Annotated in this window: 29 protein-coding genes; 24 read left to right on the top strand and 5 right to left on the bottom strand. The window is 31.4% G+C overall.

Features of this window, described 5'->3' with window-relative positions:
- The 18 genes from ACI9TV_RS12080 to ACI9TV_RS11995 form a co-directional block, all read left to right on the top strand.
- Window positions 1-772: sensor domain-containing diguanylate cyclase (locus ACI9TV_RS12080; RefSeq protein WP_415251062.1), on the top strand; the 772-nt coding region annotated here is incomplete at its 5' end.
- A gap of 90 nt (window positions 773-862) precedes the next feature.
- Window positions 863-1,975 (top strand): murein transglycosylase A, encoded by a 1,113-nt coding sequence (locus tag ACI9TV_RS12075; protein WP_415251061.1) that lies wholly within the window; start codon window positions 863-865, stop codon window positions 1,973-1,975.
- A 2-nt stretch (window positions 1,976-1,977) separates the two neighbouring features.
- On the top strand, window positions 1,978-2,544 hold the full coding sequence (recR, locus tag ACI9TV_RS12070) for a recombination mediator RecR (protein WP_415251060.1): 567 nt from the start codon (window positions 1,978-1,980) through the stop codon (window positions 2,542-2,544).
- A gap of 54 nt (window positions 2,545-2,598) precedes the next feature.
- Window positions 2,599-3,237, top strand: coding sequence for a DUF3313 family protein (locus tag ACI9TV_RS12065; RefSeq protein WP_415251059.1), 639 nt, complete (start codon window positions 2,599-2,601; stop codon window positions 3,235-3,237).
- 4 nt (window positions 3,238-3,241) lie between these two features.
- Window positions 3,242-3,988 carry a metallophosphoesterase gene (locus ACI9TV_RS12060; protein WP_415251058.1) on the top strand — a complete coding sequence of 249 codons (747 nt, stop codon included), beginning with the start codon at window positions 3,242-3,244 and terminating at the stop codon, window positions 3,986-3,988.
- Window positions 3,989-4,149: 161 nt separating this feature from the next.
- Entirely contained in the window at window positions 4,150-4,881 is a 732-nt protein-coding gene (locus ACI9TV_RS12055; RefSeq protein WP_415251057.1) for a response regulator transcription factor, read from the top strand.
- Window positions 4,882-4,901: 20 nt separating this feature from the next.
- Window positions 4,902-6,854 (top strand): sensor histidine kinase, encoded by a 1,953-nt coding sequence (locus tag ACI9TV_RS12050; RefSeq protein WP_415251056.1) that lies wholly within the window; start codon window positions 4,902-4,904, stop codon window positions 6,852-6,854.
- A 68-nt stretch (window positions 6,855-6,922) separates the two neighbouring features.
- Window positions 6,923-8,923: a bifunctional metallophosphatase/5'-nucleotidase gene (locus ACI9TV_RS12045; protein ID WP_415251055.1), complete on the top strand. Its 2,001-nt coding sequence runs from the start codon at window positions 6,923-6,925 to the stop codon at window positions 8,921-8,923.
- A 94-nt stretch (window positions 8,924-9,017) separates the two neighbouring features.
- Window positions 9,018-9,329 (top strand): methylated-DNA--[protein]-cysteine S-methyltransferase, encoded by a 312-nt coding sequence (locus ACI9TV_RS12040; RefSeq protein ID WP_415251054.1) that lies wholly within the window; start codon window positions 9,018-9,020, stop codon window positions 9,327-9,329.
- Window positions 9,293-9,517, top strand: coding sequence for a methylated-DNA--[protein]-cysteine S-methyltransferase (locus ACI9TV_RS12035; RefSeq protein ID WP_415251053.1), 225 nt, complete (start codon window positions 9,293-9,295; stop codon window positions 9,515-9,517). The genes ACI9TV_RS12040 and ACI9TV_RS12035 overlap by 37 nt, the downstream gene beginning before the upstream one ends.
- A gap of 8 nt (window positions 9,518-9,525) precedes the next feature.
- Complete coding sequence (locus ACI9TV_RS12030) at window positions 9,526-9,888, top strand: MmcQ/YjbR family DNA-binding protein (protein WP_415251052.1); 363 nt, start codon at window positions 9,526-9,528, stop codon at window positions 9,886-9,888.
- A 65-nt stretch (window positions 9,889-9,953) separates the two neighbouring features.
- Complete coding sequence (locus tag ACI9TV_RS12025; RefSeq protein WP_415251051.1) at window positions 9,954-10,775, top strand: ribonuclease HI; 822 nt, start codon at window positions 9,954-9,956, stop codon at window positions 10,773-10,775.
- 81 nt (window positions 10,776-10,856) lie between these two features.
- A complete protein-coding gene (locus tag ACI9TV_RS12020; protein WP_415251050.1) occupies window positions 10,857-11,960 on the top strand; it encodes a c-type cytochrome in 1,104 nt (367 codons plus the stop codon).
- A 6-nt stretch (window positions 11,961-11,966) separates the two neighbouring features.
- Window positions 11,967-12,713: a DUF5777 family beta-barrel protein gene (locus ACI9TV_RS12015; protein ID WP_415251049.1), complete on the top strand. Its 747-nt coding sequence runs from the start codon at window positions 11,967-11,969 to the stop codon at window positions 12,711-12,713.
- Window positions 12,714-12,724: 11 nt separating this feature from the next.
- Entirely contained in the window at window positions 12,725-13,249 is a 525-nt protein-coding gene (locus ACI9TV_RS12010) for a cytochrome P460 family protein (RefSeq protein WP_415251048.1), read from the top strand.
- Window positions 13,250-13,933, top strand: a complete 684-nt coding sequence (locus tag ACI9TV_RS12005) for a response regulator transcription factor (protein ID WP_415251047.1) — start codon at window positions 13,250-13,252, stop codon at window positions 13,931-13,933. It abuts the gene before it with no gap.
- 9 nt (window positions 13,934-13,942) lie between these two features.
- Window positions 13,943-15,760: a sensor histidine kinase gene (locus tag ACI9TV_RS12000; protein ID WP_415251046.1), complete on the top strand. Its 1,818-nt coding sequence runs from the start codon at window positions 13,943-13,945 to the stop codon at window positions 15,758-15,760.
- Window positions 15,761-15,789: 29 nt separating this feature from the next.
- Window positions 15,790-16,323 carry a pyridoxamine 5'-phosphate oxidase family protein gene (locus tag ACI9TV_RS11995; protein WP_415251045.1) on the top strand — a complete coding sequence of 178 codons (534 nt, stop codon included), beginning with the start codon at window positions 15,790-15,792 and terminating at the stop codon, window positions 16,321-16,323.
- A gap of 229 nt (window positions 16,324-16,552) precedes the next feature.
- Here ACI9TV_RS11995 and ybaK read toward each other — a convergent pair whose 3' ends face one another.
- Window positions 16,553-17,020, bottom strand: a complete 468-nt coding sequence (gene ybaK, locus ACI9TV_RS11990) for a Cys-tRNA(Pro) deacylase (protein WP_415251044.1) — start codon at window positions 17,018-17,020, stop codon at window positions 16,553-16,555.
- A 52-nt stretch (window positions 17,021-17,072) separates the two neighbouring features.
- On the opposite strand from ybaK, the gene ACI9TV_RS11985 reads away from it, so the two are divergent.
- Window positions 17,073-17,297 carry a DUF6500 family protein gene (locus tag ACI9TV_RS11985; RefSeq protein ID WP_415251043.1) on the top strand — a complete coding sequence of 75 codons (225 nt, stop codon included), beginning with the start codon at window positions 17,073-17,075 and terminating at the stop codon, window positions 17,295-17,297.
- A gap of 40 nt (window positions 17,298-17,337) precedes the next feature.
- Complete coding sequence (locus ACI9TV_RS11980; protein ID WP_415251042.1) at window positions 17,338-18,072, top strand: hypothetical protein; 735 nt, start codon at window positions 17,338-17,340, stop codon at window positions 18,070-18,072.
- 10 nt (window positions 18,073-18,082) lie between these two features.
- Here the strand turns inward: ACI9TV_RS11980 and ACI9TV_RS11975 are convergent, their stop codons facing one another.
- A complete protein-coding gene (locus ACI9TV_RS11975; protein ID WP_415251041.1) occupies window positions 18,083-19,462 on the bottom strand; it encodes a PLP-dependent aminotransferase family protein in 1,380 nt (459 codons plus the stop codon).
- Window positions 19,463-19,555: 93 nt separating this feature from the next.
- On the opposite strand from ACI9TV_RS11975, the gene ACI9TV_RS11970 reads away from it, so the two are divergent.
- From ACI9TV_RS11970 to ACI9TV_RS11955, 4 genes are read left to right on the top strand one after another with little or no spacing between them, the layout of a single operon-like run.
- Window positions 19,556-20,158 carry a pyridoxamine 5'-phosphate oxidase family protein gene (locus tag ACI9TV_RS11970; protein ID WP_415251040.1) on the top strand — a complete coding sequence of 201 codons (603 nt, stop codon included), beginning with the start codon at window positions 19,556-19,558 and terminating at the stop codon, window positions 20,156-20,158.
- The gene (locus tag ACI9TV_RS11965) at window positions 20,155-20,613 is read left to right on the top strand and encodes a cupin domain-containing protein (protein WP_415251039.1); all 459 of its coding nucleotides are present in this window, start codon (window positions 20,155-20,157) and stop codon (window positions 20,611-20,613) included. The genes ACI9TV_RS11970 and ACI9TV_RS11965 overlap by 4 nt, the downstream gene beginning before the upstream one ends.
- A 10-nt stretch (window positions 20,614-20,623) precedes the next feature.
- A complete protein-coding gene (locus tag ACI9TV_RS11960; RefSeq protein ID WP_415251038.1) occupies window positions 20,624-21,187 on the top strand; it encodes a GNAT family acetyltransferase in 564 nt (187 codons plus the stop codon).
- A 54-nt stretch (window positions 21,188-21,241) separates the two neighbouring features.
- Window positions 21,242-21,391, top strand: coding sequence for a hypothetical protein (locus ACI9TV_RS11955; protein ID WP_415251037.1), 150 nt, complete (start codon window positions 21,242-21,244; stop codon window positions 21,389-21,391).
- Between the two features lie 268 nt (window positions 21,392-21,659).
- On the opposite strand, the gene ACI9TV_RS11950 is transcribed toward ACI9TV_RS11955, so the two are convergent.
- The 3 genes from ACI9TV_RS11950 to ACI9TV_RS11940 form a co-directional block, all read right to left on the bottom strand.
- Complete coding sequence (locus tag ACI9TV_RS11950; protein ID WP_415251036.1) at window positions 21,660-22,004, bottom strand: hypothetical protein; 345 nt, start codon at window positions 22,002-22,004, stop codon at window positions 21,660-21,662.
- Between the two features lie 169 nt (window positions 22,005-22,173).
- Complete coding sequence (locus tag ACI9TV_RS11945) at window positions 22,174-22,320, bottom strand: hypothetical protein (protein WP_415251035.1); 147 nt, start codon at window positions 22,318-22,320, stop codon at window positions 22,174-22,176.
- A gap of 20 nt (window positions 22,321-22,340) precedes the next feature.
- Window positions 22,341-22,583: a hypothetical protein gene (locus ACI9TV_RS11940; protein WP_415251034.1), complete on the bottom strand. Its 243-nt coding sequence runs from the start codon at window positions 22,581-22,583 to the stop codon at window positions 22,341-22,343.
- Window positions 22,584-23,093 lie beyond the last annotated feature (510 nt).

Raw genomic sequence — 23,093 nt, 5'->3', positions numbered from 1 at the left:
AAAGCGAAAAGTAAAATCCGTTTTGTGTATACCATTACAATTTCAGGGTAAATCAAAAGGTATTATTTATCTCGAAAATAATGATATTCCTTCTGTATTTACTAAAGATAGGTTAGAGTTGCTCAAACACTTAAGTAGCCAGATTGTAATATCAATTGATAATGCGCTTATCTATGAGAATTTAGAAAAAAAAGTCGTTGAAAGAACAAACGATTTGAATAGGAAGAATATAGAGCTTGAACAAGTAGTTGAGAAACTTGATTTATTAGCAACAACAGATGCTCTAACTGGTTTAAATAACCGTAGAAGTTTCGATGATTATTTAGAAAAAGAGTATTCTCGTCTTATCAGAACGAATAAACCTCTTTCATTAATCATTTGCGATATAGATTTCTTTAAGCCATATAACGATAACTATGGTCATCAAAAAGGTGACGAAACTCTTAGTAAAGTTGCTCAAGTTCTTTCTAGTTCTAGTATTCGCTCTGGAGATTTAGTAGCGAGATATGGAGGGGAAGAATTTGCTATAATTCTCCCTCAAACAGATGAATATGGAGCAATGCAAATTACTGATAATATTCATAAAAATTTAAAACAACTAAAGTTGTCTCATGAAAAATCTAATACTTCTAAATATGTCACTGTTAGTATAGGTATCGCCGTAATAAAAAATATGCCTAATTCAGTCTCTGAAATTATTAAGATTGCCGACGATGCACTCTATAAAGCGAAAGGTACAGGAAGGAACAACACTCAATATACTATTTATTAACACTAGAATAGAATTACTTCAAGCTGATTTTAAAAATAATTATGAGTGTATTAGTATCTTTATTCTCATTGTTTAAGTATAATAAATTCAATGAAAAATATATTAATTTTAAGTTTCTTCTTATCGCTATTTTTAGGCTGTTCCAAAGAACCTCAAGTCGCACAAGTCCTATTTGACTCCCTTCCAAAAACTCATCTTGTTTCAAGTGATTTTAAAAATATTCCCCATTGGGAGAAAGAAAATTATGATGAGGCATTAGATAATTTTACTAACTCTTGTGTGAGTGATAAAACCCAAAATATATACCCAGGTTTATGTGAAAAAGCACACAATGCAAAAGATTCTAAAAAGTTTATAGAAAGCGAGTTTATACCTTATGAGATAAATAGTGAAAGTGGTAAAGGTAAAGGTAAAGGTAAAGGTCTACTGACTGGCTATTATGAACCAGAGCTAAACGGTTCCTTGGTAAAAACAAAAAGATACCAATACCCAATTTACACAACTCCCAGAGATTTAATAACAGTGGATTTAAGTTCTATCTACCCAGAGCTAAAAAATTTAAGACTTCGAGGTAAAGTAAAAGGCAATAGACTTGTTCCTTACCATGAAAGAAGTCGTAGTGCTTCTGAGCATATTCCTGCAGATGTGATTTGTTATACGGATTCAAAGATAGATTTGTTTTTTTTAGAAGTGCAGGGTTCTGGACGAGTGAAGCTAGAAAGTGGTAAAACAATTTTTATAGCGTATGACAATCAAAATGGACATAAATACAGCTCCATTGGAAAGTACCTTGTATCAATTGGCGGACTAAGCATAGAAGAGGTTTCTCTTCAAACTATTCGTGCTTGGTTAGATGCGAATCCTTCACGTATAGATGAGATTTTGAATTATAATAAGTCTGTAGTATATTTTAAACAAGATGACAGTCCAGCATCAGGATCTTTAGGACTTTGTTTAACAGCTTCTCGCTCTATAGCAGTTGATAGACGTTATATTCCACTTGGCAGTATGTTGTATCTTAATGCAAAGATAAAAGATGAGAATGTCGGTAAAATTGTTTTAGCTCAGGATACTGGTGGTGCGATCAAGGGAGCTGTTCGTGCAGACATGTTTTTAGGTTTTGGTCAAGATGCTAGGAACACAGCAGGTGAATTAAAGTCCCCTCTAAAACTTTGGATACTACTTCCAAAAAATATAAGGTAATTATGAATAATTTAGATAAATTTAATCGTCTCGTAGATGCTCTTCAAGATTTACCGACTATAGGAAAAAAATCAGCAACAAGACTAGCGTACTTCATGGTTATGGACGACAGCTATGTAGGTTTAAAGATTTCACACGCGATTGAAGATGCGCTTGGATCACTTAAAAAATGTACTAAGTGTGGCGGAATGAGCGAAGATGAATTATGTGCGATTTGTTGTGATGAAAGACGTGATGACACACTTCTTTGTATAGTAGAGAATGCCAAAGATATACTCTTACTTGAAGAAAATGGACTCTTTGATGGACGCTACTTTGTTTTAGAAGCACTTGATGAGTTTTCTATTTCTCATCTTGTTGAGGTTGCGAACAATGGTATTACAGAAGTTGTGTTTGCAATTACTCCTTCTATTGCCAATGATGCACTCATACTTTACATAGAAGATAAGTTAAGTGCTTTAGACATAAGTTTTACTAAAATAGCCCAAGGCGTACCTACCGGGGTAAGTTTAGAAAACATTGATTTACTCTCACTTACTAGAGCGTTAGAAGATCGAGTAAGAGTTTAATACTTGTTTAATAAGCTAGACTATAATCAACTCAAATAAATAAAAGGTTTTAAGATGAAATTACAAACAGTATTGACAAGTGTGGTTCTTGGTTTGGCAGTAATGATGAGTGGATGTTCTAGTAAAAAAGAGGGACCAGCTGTAAATACTGGCTTTTTCAAAAACTATGAAACTCTAGAAGCACAAAAATCTCCAGCAAACAAAAGTTTAAAAAATTATACAAAAATCCAAATAGCTCCGGTTCATGTTGTTCCAGCAATTACTGTAGATAAACAAACTGCATCACAAAAAAAGATGTATAAAGATATTGCGATGTATTTAAATCATCAATACGCAAAAATAATCAGTGAGTCAGGATATAGCATAGCAAATAAGAAAGGAAAAGATACTCTTAGTTTAGAGAGTGCAATTTCAGCAGTAGAAGTACACTTTGATGACAAAGAATGGAATCAACTTTCACCAATCGCTATGGGATTAGATGTAGTTTCTTTTAATGCTTACATGTATGAGTTCGTTCGTTTACTTGGGGAAATGCGTCTTGTAGATTCTGAGACAGGTAAAGTAGTTGCACGTAACTTAACGATACTTAAAGATGAAAAGATTTTTATTACGGGTGATGACTTAGAGTTGAAAAATCTAAAAGCTGGACTAGATGCTTGGTTAGTTCAAGTAAAAGTAAACTTAGAAAAATAAAACCTTGTCACTTCAAGTAGGCTTTAAATACTTTCCATTTAAAGAGATAGAGCTCAAGCCCAGGGCTTTTTCTCATTCTATCTCTTCTCTTAAAATCGTACAACTCTCAGATCTTCACCTCCATAAAAAAGTAAAACTTGATTACTTAAAATCTTTAGTAGAAAAAATCAATGCGCTTTCCCCTGACTTAGTAGTTTTCACTGGCGATATAATCCAAACACCATCTAAAAATATTCTAGAACAACTCCAAGTTTTTAAAAATTTCGATGCTCCTACGTATTATGTAACTGGAAACCATGATATTTTTTATGGTTCTGTGCCTTTAAAAAAAACTTTAGAAGATAATGGCGTTATATGTTTAGATAATGATGTGGTGAAGTTAAATATAAACGGAGAAAATATACAGCTGGTAGGGATAAGCGATAGATACAGTTTTGCTAAGGGGATAAAAAGACCGATAAAAGAGTTATATGCATCACTTGATAAAGATATGTTCACATTACTTTTAGCGCACCAACCAAAAGATATCTCTCACATAAAAGATACACGTATAGACATTCAGCTTAGCGGTCATACACATGGTGGTCAAGTATTTCCTTTTAATTACCTTGTTCGACTCGTACAGCCATATTTCCGAGGTCTCTACACGCATAATAAAACACTTTTGTATGTAACCTCAGGTTTGGGTTATTGGGGTGTTGGATTTCGCTATAAAGTGCAAAGCGAAATTCCCGTAATTAGGGTTACGTAAAGTTAACTTGTAAAAACTGAAAAAAAATGCAAATAGTTACTGATAATTTACTAGACTTGGGTGCAATTATCCAAACGATTGTTCCATGAGTATCAAAATGTAATGAATTAGTAATATTTTGTAAGTATACTCCTGTTAAAAATTTATACAGGATGGGAAATATGCTTGATTATAATGAATTGTACGATTTAACTAAAGAGCTAAAAGTACTATATGTTGAAGATGATATTGATTTCCAAAAGGAAACAGTAGAATTATTAAAGTATTTTTTTGAGAGCGTAGATATAGCTAATAATGGTGAAGATGCTATTGAAAAGTATACTTGTTTTTATGAAAAAAATGAAAAATATTATGATATTGTTCTTACTGATATAAACATGCCAAAACTCGATGGAGTAGAGCTCTCAAAATATATTTATTTACAAAATATAGATCAGTCAATTGTTGTCATATCTGCTCATAATGAATCTCACTATCTTATTAATCTCATAAACATAGGTGTAGAACATTTCTTAATGAAACCTATTGATTACAATAAGATATTTGAGGTAATTCATAATACCGTCAAAAAAAAAGTGAGTTATGCTGTTAAAAGTATTGATAATAAAATTATTCAATTAAATAAAAATTTATTTTGGAATACAGAGAAAAACTCACTTTTTAACCAACAAGGTAATATTAAACTTACACAAAAAGAGATTTTACTAATGGAATTATTTGTTAACAATAAGACAAAAGTTACAAATAATGAGACAATTTTAAATACTTTATGGGATGAGCCATATTTAACACCTGCGAACTCACTAATTTTACTGATTTCGAGATTTAGAAAAAAGATACCTACTCAAAGAATTGAAAATATTTATGGCATGGGCTATAGACTTGTTTTTTAAAAGTAAAATTGTTTTTTTATATGATAAAATTTAACACGTTACAAGCAAGATTAGTATTTATTTTAATTATTGTTGCAACATTTATGATAGCGATAGTATATACTAATTACTACATGCAAAAAATGAATTATCAGAAGTTTATAAACTATTCAATTCAAAGTGCAATTAACACTATCAAATCAGATATTAAAAAAATTGAAACAACAGTATATAAAGTAATGATTGATAAGTACTCAATGTATGAAGAGATTCACGGAGAAGCGCTTGAGATACTTAAGACGCATAAAGAATTCAATTTAGAGCAGGTAAGAGAAGAATTAAATAAAAAATATTCCTCGGGCTTTCTTTTAACGCACTTATATCTTATCAATGAAGATAACATTATATATAAGACAACAGACGATAAAGATTTGAATTTAGATATGACAAATTTTTTAGGTGCAAGAGAGTATTTAGATCAAGCTCGTAAAAATCCAAGAGATATTTTTCTTGCTAAGACACCTTCTTTTGATGTATTAAATAAAAAGTATACTATCTACAGTTATGCGACACTTGATGAGAAAAAGAAGATTATCTTAGAAGTCAGTTTCTTTGATGAAGTTGCTAGTAAAATGAAAGCAATACTCTATCAATTTGATTTAGAGAATTCCATTATTAAAGAGGTTGATTTATTTTCAAACTATGGAAAGTATATTGTTAATATTACGAACAATGAAGAGATTAAAAATATTTCTAAACAAGAGTATTTAACTCAAAATATTAATTCAAATGAAGAAGAACTAGCTATTGTTCGACAGGTATCACAAGATAATAAAACATATAATTATTCTTATGAGGAAGGAGAGAATCACTATAGTATCTTTTATACCTATCTTATGGATGTGAAAATATCTGATAGTAAAATGAAAAACTATGTATTAAAAACAAAGCTTGATGTCACACTCTTTGAGGAGAAGCTGTATGATTTGAAATTATTGTTTTATTTGACATTGGTGGTATCATTTATCTTTATACTTGTTTTTTTTATTTTCTTAAATAATACATTTGTGCAACCTTTTAAAAAAATATTAAATAATATACGACAATGGAAGAGAATAGAAGATGAAAAAATTTTAAGTGAAAAGAATGAGCTTTCAGAGTTGGCCTATTCATTTAATGAAATATATGCAAAACAAGTAGATTTGAATAACACACTTGAAGAGCGGATAAGCCAAACTGTCGAAGAAAACAGAAAAAAAAATCTTTTATTACAACAACAATCTAAATTAGCTTTGATGGGTGAGATGTTGTCTATGATAGCACATCAGTGGAGACAACCTTTAGGTGCAATTGGAAGTTCTATTATTACATTACAATTACAACTTAAGAGTAAGAGGGTAGATTTTACAAAGCAGGGTGAAGTAACAAAGTATATTGAAGAAGTTGAAGGCAAGTACCTAAAAATAAATGAATATGTACAATTCTTGTCTATTACTATAGATGACTTCAAAAATTTTTTTAAACCAAATAATAAAAAAGAATTAGTGAGCGTTCTTTCTCCAATCAAAAAAGCGCTTCAGTTGATAGAAGTTTCAATGAAAAAAGAAGGGATAAAGATACTTACAAACTTTCATTCTAATCAATCATTATACATATATCAAAATGAATTAATACAAGTTATATTAAATATATTGAAAAATTCTGAAGATAATTTTGTAGAAAAAAAGGTTTTAAATCCTGAAATACATATTTTAACGAAGAATGAGCAAGATAAAGTTCTTGTAGTAATATCAGATAATGGTGGCGGTATAGCAGAATCAATAATTCCGAATATTTTCAATCCATATTTTTCTACTAAAAATAAAAAGAACGGAACAGGTTTAGGTCTTTATATGTCGAAAATAATGGTTGAAGAGCATAACAATGGTTTGTTACAAGTTTGTAATAATGAGGAAGGAGTTTCTTTTACTATCGTATTAAAGTATGATAAATAATAGTTTTGATAGGGTTGTGCAATACTCTTCAGTTATAGTTTTCTTATATAAAATATAAGGATTAGAAAATGAAGAGACGTAAGTTTTTAAGTATATCAGCAGCCACATCTGGGGCACTTCTATTGACAGCATGTAGTAACAACGCTACAGATACAAATGAAAAGAGTATGATACTTCGTAAGGGTGTTGTAAATGCAAACAGTGATATTGAAGCGATATATATGGTAGATGCAGTACCATCTTTATATGAATATGACTCTATTATAGGTGATGGAACTCAAGAACAGAGTATTATTGATCAAGATAACTCACAGAGTGCTACACATAAAATAAAGATCTTTCATATTAATGATATGCATAATCATACTGTTGACCCTAGTCAAAGTAAAGGTGATACAAATAGGCTTGCACAAATTGCCAAAGTATATAAAGAAGCAGTAGCCTCAGCTGAGAGTAATGAGTCAATTTTCTTACTATCGGCCGGTGATGATCATACAGGAAATGTTCTTGATGAATTACGTGGATTTGGTGTTGATAGTTTTGTAACGGATGCAGCATATGAGATGTATTCGGCTCTTGGATTCAGTGCTGTTACAATAGGAAATCATGAGTTAGATAAGGGTGGAGAGTTATTAAAACATTCTGTAGAACAATCAGCGAACATGCCTCTTTTAAGTGCTAATGTAGCTGGATCAAAATACCTAACAAAGGAACATTATTCACCTGCAATGATAGCTGTAAATAAAGGACTGCGAGTTGGAATGATAGGGCTTACAACACCGAATGAAACAGCATCAATGACAGAAGAAGATCCTAATAGAGTTGTAACTAGCCCATCACAAGCCCTCACAAGAATGCTACCTCTTATAGCATCTTCAAGTGATGTAGTATTAATACTTTCTCATTTGGGTTACGGTGGAGAATCTGGTCAGATACGTCATGATGCAGAAGTTGCTGATATTGATATTGCACAATTAGCAGTTACTTTAACATCTAAACCAGTCATAATAATTGGTGGTCACTCACATACAGTATTGAATAAGGATCAATTAGATATTGAAAATGTTGTGGATGGTGTTTTAATCACTCAAGCAGGTGGAAATGGAAGTTACTTTGGTGAAATATCTGCAACACTTACATATGAAACAGATAAAACAAAAATAACACATGATAAGGTAAAGCTACATACAATTAAGAAACGTGATGATAGAGATACTAAACATAATCCTTTGGTGAATGAGATTGATGCTGATATAGATCTCAACTTCAAGACAAATATTACAGATCCAATTTTAGCAAAGCTCTCAGGTAAGCTTGCAGAGACTTTAGCAACAGTAAATTATGAAGAAAATATGTCTTTAGCGTCCACTTTAGCTGATAGATACGTTGGTGAGTCTACAATAGCAAACTTTATGAATGATGCTATTGTAGAGCGAAGTAAAAGTTTTCCTGGACGTGAAGGTGAAGGAATAGATTTGGCCGCGTTTAATGCTTCGGGTGTCTCTTCTGGAGTGGAAGATAAGCCAAACTTAACTTTTCAAGATTGGTATGGTGTGATGCCTTTTGCTGATGCGATTTTTTTAACTCAAATGAGTGGGTTAGAGATTAAAGAAATGATACAAAGTAATGTTACAAGATTATTGTTACCTGCTGAAAATAGTATTAATGGAGGCACTTTTAGTACTTCAGGATATATATCATGGGGATTTTTACATTTTTCAAAAGACTTAACATACTCTGTATCTTATGATGAGGTTACAAGATCAGTAATAGCATCAGATATAAATATTAAAGGAAATTCTATTGAATCACAATTAAGTGATGTATTTAAAGTGGCATTTAGTTCATATATAGCTTCTGGATTTGAGTTTTGGAAAGGAGAAAGTGTAGGGGCAAGTCATCCAGGAAATTCAATAGGATACGATTTAACACAATTTAGTATGCAAAATACAGGTTTAATTTATCGTAATGAGATTATATCCTATATTGTATCACGGGGTACTATAGGTAAAAGTACAGGTGCGCTTAAAGATAATCGAATTAAGTTTCTAGATAGTATAAGTAAATAATATGACAAAATGCAAAATATACATTTTATAAATGAATTGTGAGATAAAATTAGTTATATAAGGATATATACTTTTAGTTCAAAGAGAGAATACGATGAATCAAATAAATATACAATATTATAAAATTGCTTCCGTTGAGTTTATTATGGGTTCCTACAATGGTAAACTTTGTATGCTTGATTACCGTTATAGAAAAATGAGAGATACAGTTGATGGTAGAATAAAAAAACTTCTCAATGCCGAGTACATTGAAAAAGACAGTGAAATTTTAAAAGAAACACGACATCAGCTAGATGAGTATTTTTCAATGAAACGTAGAGAATTTGAGATTCCTCTTTTGATGGTGGGTACAGAGTTTCAAAAAAATGTTTGGGAAGGACTACTAAAAATTCCTTATGGAAAATAGCAAGTTATTTAGAACTCTCTCGCGCCATAGGAAATGAAAAAGCTGTGAGAGCAGTTGCTAATGCTATAGCGATAATCATACCTTGTCACAGAATCATAGGTAGTGATGGAAGTTTAACAGGGTATGCAGGTGGACTTCCTTTAAAGAAAAAACTCTTAGAATTAGAAAACAAACTTTTTTCAGCATAGGAGATATGATGATAGACCTAGACTTAGAAAAAGTTCTTTTATCAAAGCGCGCTTCAGTTAAAGAGTTTCCATTTGGTGAAGATGTTGCTGTATATAAAGTCATGAATAAAATGTTCGCGCTTGTAGTTTTTAAAGAAGGATTTCTAAATATAAATCTCAAATGCTTACCAGATGATGCCTTAGGATATAGAGATATTTATGAGTGTGTTATAGCTGGATACCATATGAATAAAAAACACTGGAACACCATTATACTCAATGGTGAAATGAAGGATGAAATACTAATAGATATGATAGATGAATCATATGACTTAGTGGTTTCTAAACTAACCAAAAAAGACAAAGCACTCATAGTAGACCCTCTTTCTTAAGCCAAGAATGACTATAATTTAGCAAAAATTACTAGCTACCCCTTGAGGGTATACACTGGAAAAAGATGCAAATAGTTACAGATAAATTACTAGATTTGGGTGTAAATGAGGGTTCAGAAATAAATGATTCTCAACTTATTTTACTTGGGCTTGAAGAAAATGAAAAATTAGAGTTTAGAGAACTAGCTTTAGGTAAAGAACTCTCGGATGCAAGAGCAGAACTTTTTGTGTTGATCGGTGGTATAAAAGCAAAAGTAGCACGCGAAAGAATCATCAAAAATTATAAAGCTTTACAAAAATTTCGAAAAGAAGATGTTGGTGTAGTAAAAACAGAAAAAACTGTACCTACTCCAAGTGTTTCTAGTACTAATGGCGATGTAACTATCTATTGTGATGGTGGTTGTACTCCAAATCCTGGGAAAGCTGGTTCTGGAATAGCTGTTTATAGAAACGATAAACTTGATGCGCTTTGGTATGGCTTGTATGAAAGAATGGGAACAAATAACACAGCAGAACTTGGAGCACTTCACCAATCTCTTGTTCTTGCCCAAAAAGAATCTCAAGCTGGAAATAGAGTACATATCAAATGTGATTCAATGTACTCAATCAACTGTATAAAACAATGGGCAATATCTTGGGAGAAAAAAGGCTGGACTAAAAAAGGTGGAGAAATCAAGAATTTAGAAATTATAAAAAAAGCTTATTTTTTATATAACTCCATTAAAAAAGATGTAGAGCTTTCTCACATCAAAGCCCATGCTGGTTTTGAAGGAAATGAGTTAGCGGATAGAATGACGATGTATGCAGTAGAAGAACAAAGCGAAGCGTTTGTTAAATACTCTCAAAATATCAACATTGCCGAGATTCTAAAAATGAGAGCTGGTTAACAAACTCTTCCACTCCATCTTCACACTATCTTGACAAACACTTCATAAACTCCATTTTGAAAATAAAAATGGAGAAATAAAATGAAAAAAATCTTAAACTTAGCAGTTGCGTCGGTAACTAGCTTTCTCATTGTAGGATGTTCAGATACTTATGATTCTGGTACTGATGGATACAAACCCGCAACAACAAAAACAATAGGTTCTCTTCAAAGGGAAGTGAGTTACTTAACAGATGTGGCTAGTGGACTGTCTCTTTACACTTTCGATAAAGATACGTTAAATGTAAGTAACTGTGATGCTGCATGTAGAGAAATTTGGCCTATCTTTACTGGAGGTAATACTCAAAGTACTGATATAGAAGTCTTTGACACTACCTCAAGTCATCTTGCCTTTAGACAACACCCAATGTATTTTTTTATAAATGACGCTGTATCTGGAGATGTTAAAGGAGATAATGTTAAAGATATATGGCATCTTCTCTATGCTCCTATAGATACAAATGATGCTCAAACTCAATTTTCTTCAGCACAAGAAAATATGATTCAAACATACTTAACAGATGATACGGGAAGAGCCTTATATACTTATGATAACGATACAAATAGCACAAGTAATTGTTATGGTATGTGTGAAGATATATGGCCTGTATATTATGCAGAAACTCTATCTGGTGTACCAAGCGGAATGAATATTTCAGACTTCACAACAATATCACGCGATGAGAGTAAATCAAAACCTGGAGTTTTAGAGCAAACAGCATATAAAGGGAAACCTCTTTATTACTTTACTCCAGACAATGAAACTTCAGGTGAAACAAAAGGTGACTGGGTAAAAGGTGTATGGCATTTAGTTGAGGTGTCTGCTCAAAAAGTATCTGCTAGTGTGCCTACTCCTAGTTTTCCTTCTATCTATACAGCAGAAGCTGCTTCAAAAGGCAAAGTGATTTTCACAGACCCTGCAAAATGTTCAAGCTGTCATGGTGCGGATGGTCAAACACCACCACTTGGAGTTGATAATGTAATTGCAAAGTATGGAGATGCTGTACTTATAGACCAAAAACTCAAAGATATGAGAGATAATGGTAATCCTAACAATAGACATGCAGCAATGGTTGGTGTTTCAAGTGGCTTATCTGATGAGGCTATTATCAATCTAAGTGCATTTGTTGCTACACTCAAAAAGTAAAATAGTATGAAAAAATTATTATTACTTATCTTCATCGCTCTTATGAGCGAAGGAGTAATGGCGTTTGAAGCTGGACAATTAAGTTTAGATTCACCCAATGTTCTTAAAAAAGGAGAAGGATCTTTTGGAATTCGACATAGATTTTTTGGTGAAATCAATGATTTAGATAAGTTTTTTGGTACTGATGTTGGTGGCAATATGCACTTGGTACTAAAGTATGCACTTGTTGATAATTTAGTTCTTGGAGTTGATCATACAAGAGATCAGAGTGCTTATGGTGTTGGTCTTGAGTACTCTCGTGATTTTAAGTGGATAAAGATGGGTGTGAGAGTTAATGGTTTTAGACTTGAAAAAGGGCTAGATGTATATGACAAGAGTTATCAAGCTATTGTATCACTACAAACAGCAAACTATTTTGACCATTTAAGATTTACTGCTAATGTTGGATATGATGCCTACTATCAACATGAAATACTAGGGTATGGAGTTGATTTAAATGCTGATAATTTCATATCTTTTTTAACTTTCACTGAGAAATTATCTTTACTTGGAGAGTATTATCCACAAGTAGATAGAATTGAGGGTATTTCAAAAAAGTATAATTCATATGCTTATGGAATTAAGTATCAAACATACGGACACCACTTTGAGATAATGGCAACAAACTCTACAAGCATGGATCCAAGAACGATGTCTTTAGGAACCAATAGTGACAAAGTACACCTTGGTTTTAACATAAATAGAAAATTTTAATTGGAGTAAAGATGAAAGTATTAATTATGGCTAGTTTACTAATAGGTTCACTTTTTGCAAGTGATATATACAAAAGTTATGACACAGAATTACCTCAATTGATAATGCCAGATAATAATTTGTCATTTAAAATGATAGATGGTTATCAGGACTATAAGATTGTTGCTACTCACTTTAGAACAGATAAGAATGAGTTGCGTTATATTTTAGCAAACCCTGTAGGGTATAATGCTTTAAAAGCTAAAGCCAAGGTTATGCCAGAGGGAAGTAAAATCGTAAAAATAGGTTGGTCCGTTAAAAAGATGCCACTTTTTCCTAGTGCATTAGAATCAGATGAAATCCAAAGAGTGGAATATATGGTGAAAGATTCTAAAAACTTTAACGCTGATGGAGATAACTGGGGTTATGCAAGGTTTATCAAAAAAGGGGATAAGTTTGAGAGTTGGAAGAAAGGAACGAAAGGATGTGTTAGCTGTCATAGCATCGTAAAAAATAATGATTATCTCTTTACAAATATGCAGTCAACTTTTAAATAAATGAAATATAAAATACTCATAGTTGAAGATGAACAAGATATAGTTAACTTGATTTCTAATCGTTTAGATAAAGATAAGTATGAAATCACAGTTGCTTTAAGTGGAGAGAAAGCTCTCCACTTAGTGAAAACTCAAGAGTTTGACTTAGTTTCTTTAGATCTAATGTTACCCGAAGTTGATGGTTTAACTATTTGTAAAGAGCTTAGAAAAGAGAACAAAAGTACTCTAATTGTCATTGTCAGTGCTTTGGATTTGAGTGAAAGTAAAGAAAATGCATACAGCTTAGGGGCAGATGATTACATTGCTAAACCTTTTTTACCTAAGCTCCTTGCTTTAAAGATTGCTTCTTTATTACAAAGAAGATTTGAAATGTTAAATTCAAATATGAAATTTAAAAATATTGTACAACATAACATATCCTTGCAAAGATTTTTTATTGATAACAAACATTTAGTATTAACGCCAAGTGAGTATATGATTTTTGAAACACTATTTAGTAATCCTATAAAAATATTTTCTAAAGATGAATTGTCTCAAATACTCTATAATGAAGACCTTGGAAATATTGATAGAGATGGAGTAAGAACTCATATATACACTTTACGAAAGAAAATAGCTACTTTTACAGATGTAGAGTTAGTTAAAACAGTAAGGGGAATGGGCTTTACACTGTATGAAAACTAAAGGACATAATTGAGTATCAAATACAAAATACTACTGCCATTACTATCTATGGTATTTTTTGCCATAACTACTATTAGTTATCTCTACATACACTATGTAGAAGAGTACATTAAAAAAACCTCTTTTGAACAACTTGAATCGATAGGAAGCATTACTGAAGATAAAGTTGATTTATACATTCAACAGATGCAGGATAAGCTAGAACTTTTTAACACTCGTATGTATCTCTATGACAAACTCGCAGAGTATGACAAAACCAAGAGCACAGAAATTAAAAAAATAGTTGAAGATATACTTGAATTTGCATATTCAAAAGAAGAAGATATTATTGACATCGTTATTTTAGATGCTAACACCAATATAATCGCTTCAAAGTTAAAAGAAGTAACTTCAGATAATAGTTTTATTCAAGATATTCGTACTATGACAAAACCTACTCAAGAGATAAGACTGCTTTATCTTAATGACAAAACAACTCCTTTATTGTACTTGAGTGCCCCTATCTTAAAAGATGGTAAACTCATTGGGACATCTATATTTATCATAAAGCTAACTTACCTTAATCAAATACTTACAAAAAATATAGAAATTGGTAGAACTGGTGAAATTTTTATGGGTAGTAAAAATGGCAATAAACTTATACTCTTTACTCCATTAAAGTTCTCTGCTTATCCTATGTACTGCACAAATAAAGATTTTAATAACTACATATCAAATCAAATTTCTTTAGCAAATACTAAGCACCAAACAATTAAAAAAGCTCTGGATTATAGAAAAACTCCTGTTGTATTATCACTGCATTATAACAAGGCATTAGAATCGGTCATCGTGGTTAAAAAAGATATGAAAGAACTCATGGAACCTATTGATACGATAAAAAACTACCAATTTATTATTTTATTTATAAGTGTTGTCTTTATAATTCTGGCTAGTTTACTAATCTCACATAACATCATCAAAGTCATTAAAAGGATAGTGAGGATTACATCTAACATCTCAAATGGACAATTAGATGAGCGGATTGAAGTATCTACAAAAGATGAATTAGGAGTACTTGCTACATCTGTAAATAGGATGGCTGACTTTATGGTAAATGCACATTCGATTTCAGAAGCTAAAGTCATTGAACAAACAAAGTTACTTCAAGAGAGTAATGACAAACTCCAACTAAATAATGAAAACTTAAGCACAATTATCAAGTCTCTTTCTCATGATATTAAAACGCCACTCACTATAATAAATGGGTATTTAGAAGAGTTAGATGATGGGTTAGTTACATTTGAAGAAATCCCTAAAGTGACTACAATACTAAAAAGAGAAACTGCATACCTCAATGAACTGACTTCTGAAGTGATTGGATATATCCAATCAAAAGAGATTCTACGTAATAAACAAGAACTCATTTACCTAAAAGAGTTTCTCTCTAGCGAGGTTTGCCCTCTTCTTCGTGTTTCAAAGGGAGTAGAACTTAAGTGTGAGATTGATGAAACTGAAACTATAATGTTTAATCGTATAGCTTTAAAGAAGATTTTAATTAACCTTTTACATAATGCTAGTAAGTATACGAAAAATGGTTCCATCATAACAAAAGTAAAAGATGAAAATATCATAGTTGAGGATACTGGGATTGGTATAGATTCTCAATTTTCTCAGACAATATTTGAACCATTTTTTGGTTTAGATGAGAGTAGAAACAGAGAAAAAAATGGTTTTGGATTAGGACTTTCAATAGCAAGTAATTTGGCCAAAAGTAATGGTTATACTTTGAATTTAGATAATTCTTATGCTGATGGGGCTAGGTTTATTTTAAGAAAGATTGCAAAGTAAAGTTCGATTAAAAGATAAAGGATAAATATATGAGTAAACAGTACAAAAAATTAACACAAAAAGATAGAGAATTTATACAAAAGCAAAAACTATTTTATCTCGCAAGCTCCTCCGTTGGTGAAGTAAACCTTTCACCTAAAGGCTATGATAGTATTCGCATTTTAGATGAAAGCCATATACTTTTTATGAATCATCCAGGAAGTGGAAATAGAACGTATCGTGACGCAGTTAACAAGGGCGAATTTACTTTAGTTTTTAATGCTTTTGAAGGGAAAGCTAACATACTTCGAATTTTTTGCAAGGCTGAGATAATTGATGAAGAATCGAGTGAATATGAAAAGTATCTGGAATTGTATAATGAAAAAAAAGAGTTTGTAAGAAACTTTTTTAAATTTGCAATCTATGCTGTAGAGTCTAGCTGTGGAGAGTCAGTTCCATATATGGAGTATAAAGGAGACAGAGACTCTATCAAGGAGTGGATGCTCAAGATGGATGCAAATGGAAAACTAGAAGAGTATAAAGAAAAGCATTTTACTCCGTCTGACTTACGAAGTTTAAAGTAGAAGAAAATGAATTAATTCAATATCGAAGGTCAAATAAATAAAGGTCAATATCGTTTCTAATACTCTTCATCATTGATGAGACCCTCTTGATGAAAAGATTTTAGCTCTCGTAGCCTAGCACCTAAATCTGTTTTCTTATTTATTTTTTCTATCGTATCTTCATCGAAAGCAGTTCCTTCGATGCGAAAGTCTATAAGTTTAAATCCTACTCTATAGTAATTTAAATAAATTATAACGTAATAGTGTCAAAAACCCCATCAGTCAGTTTACATAAGTCATGTGGACTAATTTCAAGTTCCAAACCTCTTTGACCTGCACTTACATAGATAGTAGAAAACTCTTGCGCGGAACTGTCTACTATAGTCTGAAGTTTTCTTTTTTGTCCTAATGGACTAACTCCACCTAAAATATATCCAGTTGAACGTTCTACATCTAAAGCATCTGCCATACTCGCTTTTTTTACGTTTAATGATTTTGCTATAAGTTTCATACTGAGCATTGATGTCACAGGGATAATCCCTACTGCTAGTTTTGAGTTACTTAAACTGACAACGATTGTTTTAAAAACTCTTTTCTCATCTACATTCATTTTACTAGCAGCTTCTAATCCATAGGAAGTATTTGAATTATCATGTGTATATTCATGTAGTTTGTACGGAATTTTTGCTTTTATAAGAGAGTTAATTGCTGGTGTCATGAAAAGTATTATGCCTTAAGTAAGAAACTGTTTAACATGTTGAAGAATTTTATTGATAAGATTAGAAATGAGAGAATCTTTTAAAAACAAAATCATCGAAGTTTGTAACAAAAAAATAGAAATGAAAGGCTCAAATGTAGGTTTGTCTTTTTATGCATTTTTCGCAAACAAAAATGATGACCCAGAGTTGTTAATGGAAGTAGCCAAGTGGTGGATACTAACCCATAAGTTAGATCATTTTGAGAAGGCTGTGAAGATTAAGAAAATGGTAGAATAAGCTTTTCGATTAACTTTTACATTGAAAAGGTAGGATAAGGATGAATGAAGCTGACAAACTCTCCAAGTATTTAAATACCTATTTTGAAACTTTAGAAATGGGTGGTTCAGGAGGTTCTAATATAAACCTTCCTCCTTATGATTTAATGCCCCATGACTATTTAAGTTTTGTAGATAAAGATAATATTTATGATACTAAATCTAGTATAATTAATACAGTGGGTCATTTAAAAAGAGCATTAGAATGTCAGCTTGACGTTTTATTATTTGTTTTAGGTTTGGATACGAATCGATCATACTCACATAATATTCCTAAAAAACTAGATTTTTTGGATAACCTCGGGTTATTAACTCAAGAGTCATTTAAAAAATTAAATACTATTAGAAATAATATTGAGCATAAATATTATTTACCAGATAAAGAGGAACTTGATACTTTTTATGATTTGACTTTTTCTTTGATAAATTCAATTGAATGGTTTATCCTTAGTTTTTCCTACTTTCAAGAGATGGAGTTTACTTCTGACATGGATGAATTGAAAACAAGTAAAACTATTTTTTTTGAAGCGAACTATAGTTTAAAAATACCCTCGATAAATTTTTGTATTGGTATTTATGAAAAAGAAGAAATATTAAGTTTTAATGCTAATAATTATGATGAATTTATATTTGCTTTTTCTACATATATTTTATTAATTAAATCTACTAGTGTAATAAATAAAACTTTATTTCTTAAAGAATTTAATTGTTTGCATGAAAGACTAAATAAAAAATAGCTGGGAAGTATTAATTACTTAGAACTTCCTTCCAAACCCCAACAAAAGCCTCAACAGCCAAAACAATTTCCTCTTCACTAAACCCACCAAATCCCATTCTGATCGCTTCAAAGTCTCCGCCTGATCTCTCTTTTGCAAAGTAGATTTTTAATTTTGATTCTTCTGCTAAGTTTTTGAGTTTATCTAAATCAAATGGGATTGTTGGGTGTATGAGTATGGATAGTCCAGCGCCTTGACTTAGAATCTTCATACTGGTTCCGAGTTTTTGTTTGAGTAAATCTCTCATAAGATTGTGTTTCTTTTTATTTATAGTGCGTATCTTTCTTAGGTGTCTCTCCCAATGTCCCTCAGCCATAAACAGTTCAAGTGTTTTTTGTGTTGTGAGAGCTACTCTTGGAAAGTGAGAATCAAAATTTTCTTTGTATGTAGGTAAAAGATGATGGGGTAAAACCATGTAACTTACTCTCAGTGCCGGTGAAAGAGACTTAGCAAATGTACCAAGATATACAACTTTGTCATGTTTATCTAAACCTTGAAGCGATGGAATTGGGCGATTTATATAACTTAGTTCACTATCATAATCATCTTCTATAATGAGCCCATCTTCCCTTTTTGCCCATTCCAAAAGTTTTAGTCGGTTTGAAATGGGGATAGATACACCAGTTGGATATTGGTGTGATGGAGTGATATATACTAATTTTGCATCTGATGATTCAAGTGCATTAATATCAATGCCATTTGTATGAACTCCAATTTTATCTATTTTATAATCATATGCTTCAAAAACACTTCTAGCGATATGGTAGCCTGGGTTTTCTATCGCAAAGTTTGAGTATTTATTTTTAACCATCTTTGCTAAGAGTTCCATAGAGTCACTAAATCCACCACAGATTATAATCTGCTTGGGGGTACATTTAACTCCACGTGATTTTATGATGTATTTAGCAATTTCATTTCGTAGACCAAGTTCACCTTGTCCATCATGGTAGGCACCAAAATCAAGTGAGTCATCAATTGCTTTGGCAAAAAGTCTTTTCCAAAGCTTGAGAGGAAAAGAATCTTTTGAAAGCCGGGCAGGGAAGAAATCGTATTTGTACTCGGTTTTTTTAGTTTCTAGTGTTGGAGTATTTATCTGAGTACTCTCAAATCCATCAAAATAAGTGTCAATGACTACATAGCCACTTTTAGGAATACTATCTACATAACCCTCTGCATAAAGCTGTCGGTATGCGGATTCTACAGTAGTCTTACTCAGGTTATATGTTGAAGCCACTTTTCTAATGGAAGGCAATTTATCTCCAACACTACAATGTAAAATAATGTCATTTTTAATCTCTTCATAAAGCTGGATATGAAGTGCTGTTTTAGAGCTTTGGTCTATGAGATACATGAAACTGTCCTTGTATATAGTAAATAATTTGTCACTTGAAGTAAGTACAGATAAGTGGTATATTATCATAATTAAAACAAAAGAAGGAGTATTTTGAAACAGATATTTGAAATTAAAGATAAAAATATCATTGATAAAATGATGTTACAAAGTGAATACGGCACGCTTGCATTAAGTGATGGTGAAGTACCTTATAGTGTTCCTGTAAATTTTGTATATGATGGTAAAGTGATTTATTTTCATGGCTCTCAAAATGGACGTAAAATGAAGATGTTGAGAGCCCATCCTAAAGTGTCATTTAGTATAGTGGAGAGTTTTTCTCTTATAGCTTCTTATTTTAGTTCAACTGAAGAGTTGGCTTGTCCTGCAACGCAATTTTTTAAGTCTATTAGTATAGATGGTGAAGTAAACATTGTAGAAAAAAAAGAAGAGAAGGTAAAAGCTTTAACACTTCTTATGCAAAAGCTACAACCTGAGGGTGGGTATAAACCATTTAATGATGCTGTATATGAGAAGATGCTAAAAGCCACAGCAGTATTAAAAATAGAAATAAAAGAGTTAAGAGCAAAGTTCAAATTTGGACAACATTTAGATGAGACTAGGTTTAATATGATAATCTCTCATTTAGAAAGTAGGGCTACAAATGTGGATAAAGAAACAATAGAGATGATGAAATTACAAAGGAAAATCATATGAAAGAAATAGAAAAATTAGCCGAAAATATCAATTATAGTGCAGTTAATCTTGGTAATTTAGAAGAGTTAATGGAGTATTCATTAATTCACCCTGTTAATAAACAAGAGATAGAAGGGAAAGTATTTTTAAAAGATGCTATACAATCTACAGGATCAGAGATTTCTTTCAATTCCCTCCCTCCTGAATCTGAGCAACCTTATTTTCACATTCATCGAAAAAATGAAGAAGTATATATTATTTTAAAAGGATTTGGCTTTTTTCAAGTTGATGGCGAATGTATGGAAATAAAAGAAGGCAGTGTAGTAAAGGTTACACCAGAGGGAATTCGAGGTATCCGTAATTCTTCTAAAGATATAATGATATATATTGTTGTTCAGACGAAGGAAAATTCACTTGAAGAACACACTACAAATGATGGAACAAGAGTTCCATTTGAACCAAAATGGAAGAGTTAAAGGATAAAAGTTGGAGTATAGATTAGCACAATTAGAAGATATAGATAATGTTTTAGAGTTGCACTTTAGATACCAAGTGGATTCTATAAAAGAAGAAGATAAAAAAGATGGTTTTGTAACAACTGCATTTACAGTAGAGCAATTAAGTGACTTGATAAATCAAGAACAGGGTCTTTTTATTGGGATAAAAAATGGTGAAGTACTTGCTTATGTTATGGCAGCTTCGTGGGATTTTTGGTCTAAGTGGCCTATGTTTGCTCATATGATAAAAGACTTGGCTAATTTAACATACTTAAATCAAACACTTAGCACTATAAACTCTTATCAGTATGGACCTATTTGTATTGACAAAAGTGTACGTTCAACTGGTGTATTAGAAAATATATTTGATTTTGCACGAGAAGAGATGTCTCAGCGTTATCCTATTCTTGTTACATTTGTAAATAAAATAAACCCTAGGTCATACGAAGCGCATAAAAGGAAACTTGGATTGGAAGTAATCAAAAAGTTTAAATTTAATGGTAATTATTACTATGAGATGGTGTATGATACTTCAAAAAAAGTAGGAGAATAAAATTGAAAAGCACAGAACATAGTTGCACAAGAGTATGATACGAACAAACAGTTTATGATCTCAGTTAAAGGGATAGTAGAAAAGATTAGTATTGATGGTGAAGATATTCATATACTAGATCTTTCATCTGGAACGGGAAATATTGCTATAGAGCTAGGTAAAAAGTTTCCCCAAGCAAATATCTATGGTGTGGAGATATACTAATAAAAATTTTTAGATAATGGAGATTGGAGACTGTTCAGAGTTTTGTGTCAGTAACTGATAGTCATTAAAATTATATCATAGTTCAACAATTTAGTTTGAAACTTAGAGAAAGTTCCAAAATCTACAATCTTCATCAAAACTGATCTACATTTCATAAGATTTTTTAAGTATTAATTTCTTTTCTTTCCATAGCCAAATAAAATATTGATTGACCGTAATTGAAAATTCTAATTTACTACTATGATATTTGTAACTTTCAGAACCATCTTCATATACATTTTTTTAATGTAGGTAACCAACTTTTACTATCTATTAACTTCTGTGCTAAGTCAACCCCTGTTATATCGAGAAGTCGGAAGTATTTTGGATTAATCTTAATTCTTTTTACATCATCAGTTGGATTTTTTCTACTAATGAACACAAATTTAGAATTACAACTTTCATGGTAATCCGAATGTTTTTCTTCTTTATATTCTTTTGGGAATTTTTCTTTTAATTGATTACAATTCCATTGATATGAATGATCCAAGTTAAATCCACCTAACTCTATTCCTTTCCCTTCATACAATTCAGCAGAAACTAATGTGACTAATGAGAATATAATTTTTTCCATATAAATACCTTTTGATTAAGAAATTATAGGTTTTGGAGTAATAAAAGATTTGTTCCAAAATTCATCTCTTAATCAAACAACATTTATAACAGTGTAATTTTCTCCAAAACCTAGAGTATATTAAATTTTTTATCGTATGAAAATTTTAACATTTAGAAATATAATCTCTCTAATTTGTTGTCTTGATTTTTAGGGCCATTATACTTGGTACAATAAGCATTGACTCAATCTCTTTTTTTACTATTTTAAGTGACTCTATATGCTGTTTATTTAATTCTTTTACTTCTTCTTTACTAGGTGTTTTAATTGCTCTCATCATTTTCTCCTTTAACCAGATTATGTCTGTCCGTGTGTCCGAACATATATAAACTTATTATTTGTTTCTTTTTGAATAGGGGGTAAGCTGTCATCTAGTTGATTTAACCAGTAAGTAAATAGTTTTACGTTGTAGTACTTAGCAGCATCTTCACGATTCATGCGTTTTGGTTTGGGGTGTATTTGAATATTTTGTTTCCAAACAGCATTTTTAAGATGAAGAGAATGTTGCTCAGCTACATGTGCTTCACCATATGGCATCATTTACTTTTCCTTTCTGGGTAATATAAATGCCACCTGTTGGACTGAGACGACAACTGCAGCAGCAATATAGAAAATTATCATTCATATTGGGATTTCATACATACCTTTAACCTTTATGTGTTATACATTTTTTGTAATTTTCAAAATATCTTTTTGGAGAGCAGTTCTTCGAATCCCTTAAATCCATGTTTAATTTTTTTTGACATCTTCTTATCCTAAGTATTGAAACTATTTAGAAGAGCTTATCGTTCTAATTTCAGTTCTGCTTTGTCTATATCAAACATCTCAAAAAGAATATCATCTACATCTATCGATGTATACGGATTTTCTGCGTCAAATAAATAAATGCCTTTTTATTTACAAAATTCTATAAACTCAAGTGCAGTATATCTAAAATTTCCAGAAAAATACATCTTTCAAGAGAATATATTATTATTTTATGTATTTAATATACATACTTTAATGTAAATAAATACAAACTATATGTAAAAATTATACATTTGTTTATGC

Origin of the sequence: Sulfurimonas sp. (assembly GCF_047622445.1) — a bacterium.
GTDB lineage: Bacteria > Campylobacterota > Campylobacteria > Campylobacterales > Sulfurimonadaceae > Sulfurimonas.
This window is presented reverse-complemented; position numbering and strand designations above follow the sequence as displayed.

Coding starts and splice junctions, on each gene's coding strand:
- ACI9TV_RS12045 (WP_415251055.1), top strand. CDS start 6,923: ATGAAGAGACGTAAGTTTTTAAGTATATCAGCAGCCACATCTGGGGCA.
- ybaK (WP_415251044.1), bottom strand. CDS start 17,020: ATGACACCAGCAATTAACTCTCTTATAAAAGCAAAAATTCCGTACAAA.
- ACI9TV_RS12025 (WP_415251051.1), top strand. CDS start 9,954: ATGCAAATAGTTACAGATAAATTACTAGATTTGGGTGTAAATGAGGGT.
- ACI9TV_RS12065 (WP_415251059.1), top strand. CDS start 2,599: ATGAAATTACAAACAGTATTGACAAGTGTGGTTCTTGGTTTGGCAGTA.
- ACI9TV_RS11975 (WP_415251041.1), bottom strand. CDS start 19,462: ATGTATCTCATAGACCAAAGCTCTAAAACAGCACTTCATATCCAGCTT.
- ACI9TV_RS12075 (WP_415251061.1), top strand. CDS start 863: ATGAAAAATATATTAATTTTAAGTTTCTTCTTATCGCTATTTTTAGGC.
- recR (WP_415251060.1), top strand. CDS start 1,978: ATGAATAATTTAGATAAATTTAATCGTCTCGTAGATGCTCTTCAAGAT.
- ACI9TV_RS11945 (WP_415251035.1), bottom strand. CDS start 22,320: ATGAGAGCAATTAAAACACCTAGTAAAGAAGAAGTAAAAGAATTAAAT.
- ACI9TV_RS12010 (WP_415251048.1), top strand. CDS start 12,725: ATGAAAGTATTAATTATGGCTAGTTTACTAATAGGTTCACTTTTTGCA.
- ACI9TV_RS11950 (WP_415251036.1), bottom strand. CDS start 22,004: ATGGAAAAAATTATATTCTCATTAGTCACATTAGTTTCTGCTGAATTG.
- ACI9TV_RS12030 (WP_415251052.1), top strand. CDS start 9,526: ATGATAGACCTAGACTTAGAAAAAGTTCTTTTATCAAAGCGCGCTTCA.
- ACI9TV_RS11955 (WP_415251037.1), top strand. CDS start 21,242: ATGATCTCAGTTAAAGGGATAGTAGAAAAGATTAGTATTGATGGTGAA.
- ACI9TV_RS12005 (WP_415251047.1), top strand. CDS start 13,250: ATGAAATATAAAATACTCATAGTTGAAGATGAACAAGATATAGTTAAC.
- ACI9TV_RS12055 (WP_415251057.1), top strand. CDS start 4,150: ATGCTTGATTATAATGAATTGTACGATTTAACTAAAGAGCTAAAAGTA.
- ACI9TV_RS11965 (WP_415251039.1), top strand. CDS start 20,155: ATGAAAGAAATAGAAAAATTAGCCGAAAATATCAATTATAGTGCAGTT.
- ACI9TV_RS12050 (WP_415251056.1), top strand. CDS start 4,902: ATGATAAAATTTAACACGTTACAAGCAAGATTAGTATTTATTTTAATT.
- ACI9TV_RS11995 (WP_415251045.1), top strand. CDS start 15,790: ATGAGTAAACAGTACAAAAAATTAACACAAAAAGATAGAGAATTTATA.
- ACI9TV_RS12015 (WP_415251049.1), top strand. CDS start 11,967: ATGAAAAAATTATTATTACTTATCTTCATCGCTCTTATGAGCGAAGGA.
- ACI9TV_RS11940 (WP_415251034.1), bottom strand. CDS start 22,583: ATGATGCCATATGGTGAAGCACATGTAGCTGAGCAACATTCTCTTCAT.
- ACI9TV_RS12020 (WP_415251050.1), top strand. CDS start 10,857: ATGAAAAAAATCTTAAACTTAGCAGTTGCGTCGGTAACTAGCTTTCTC.
- ACI9TV_RS11980 (WP_415251042.1), top strand. CDS start 17,338: ATGAATGAAGCTGACAAACTCTCCAAGTATTTAAATACCTATTTTGAA.
- ACI9TV_RS12040 (WP_415251054.1), top strand. CDS start 9,018: ATGAATCAAATAAATATACAATATTATAAAATTGCTTCCGTTGAGTTT.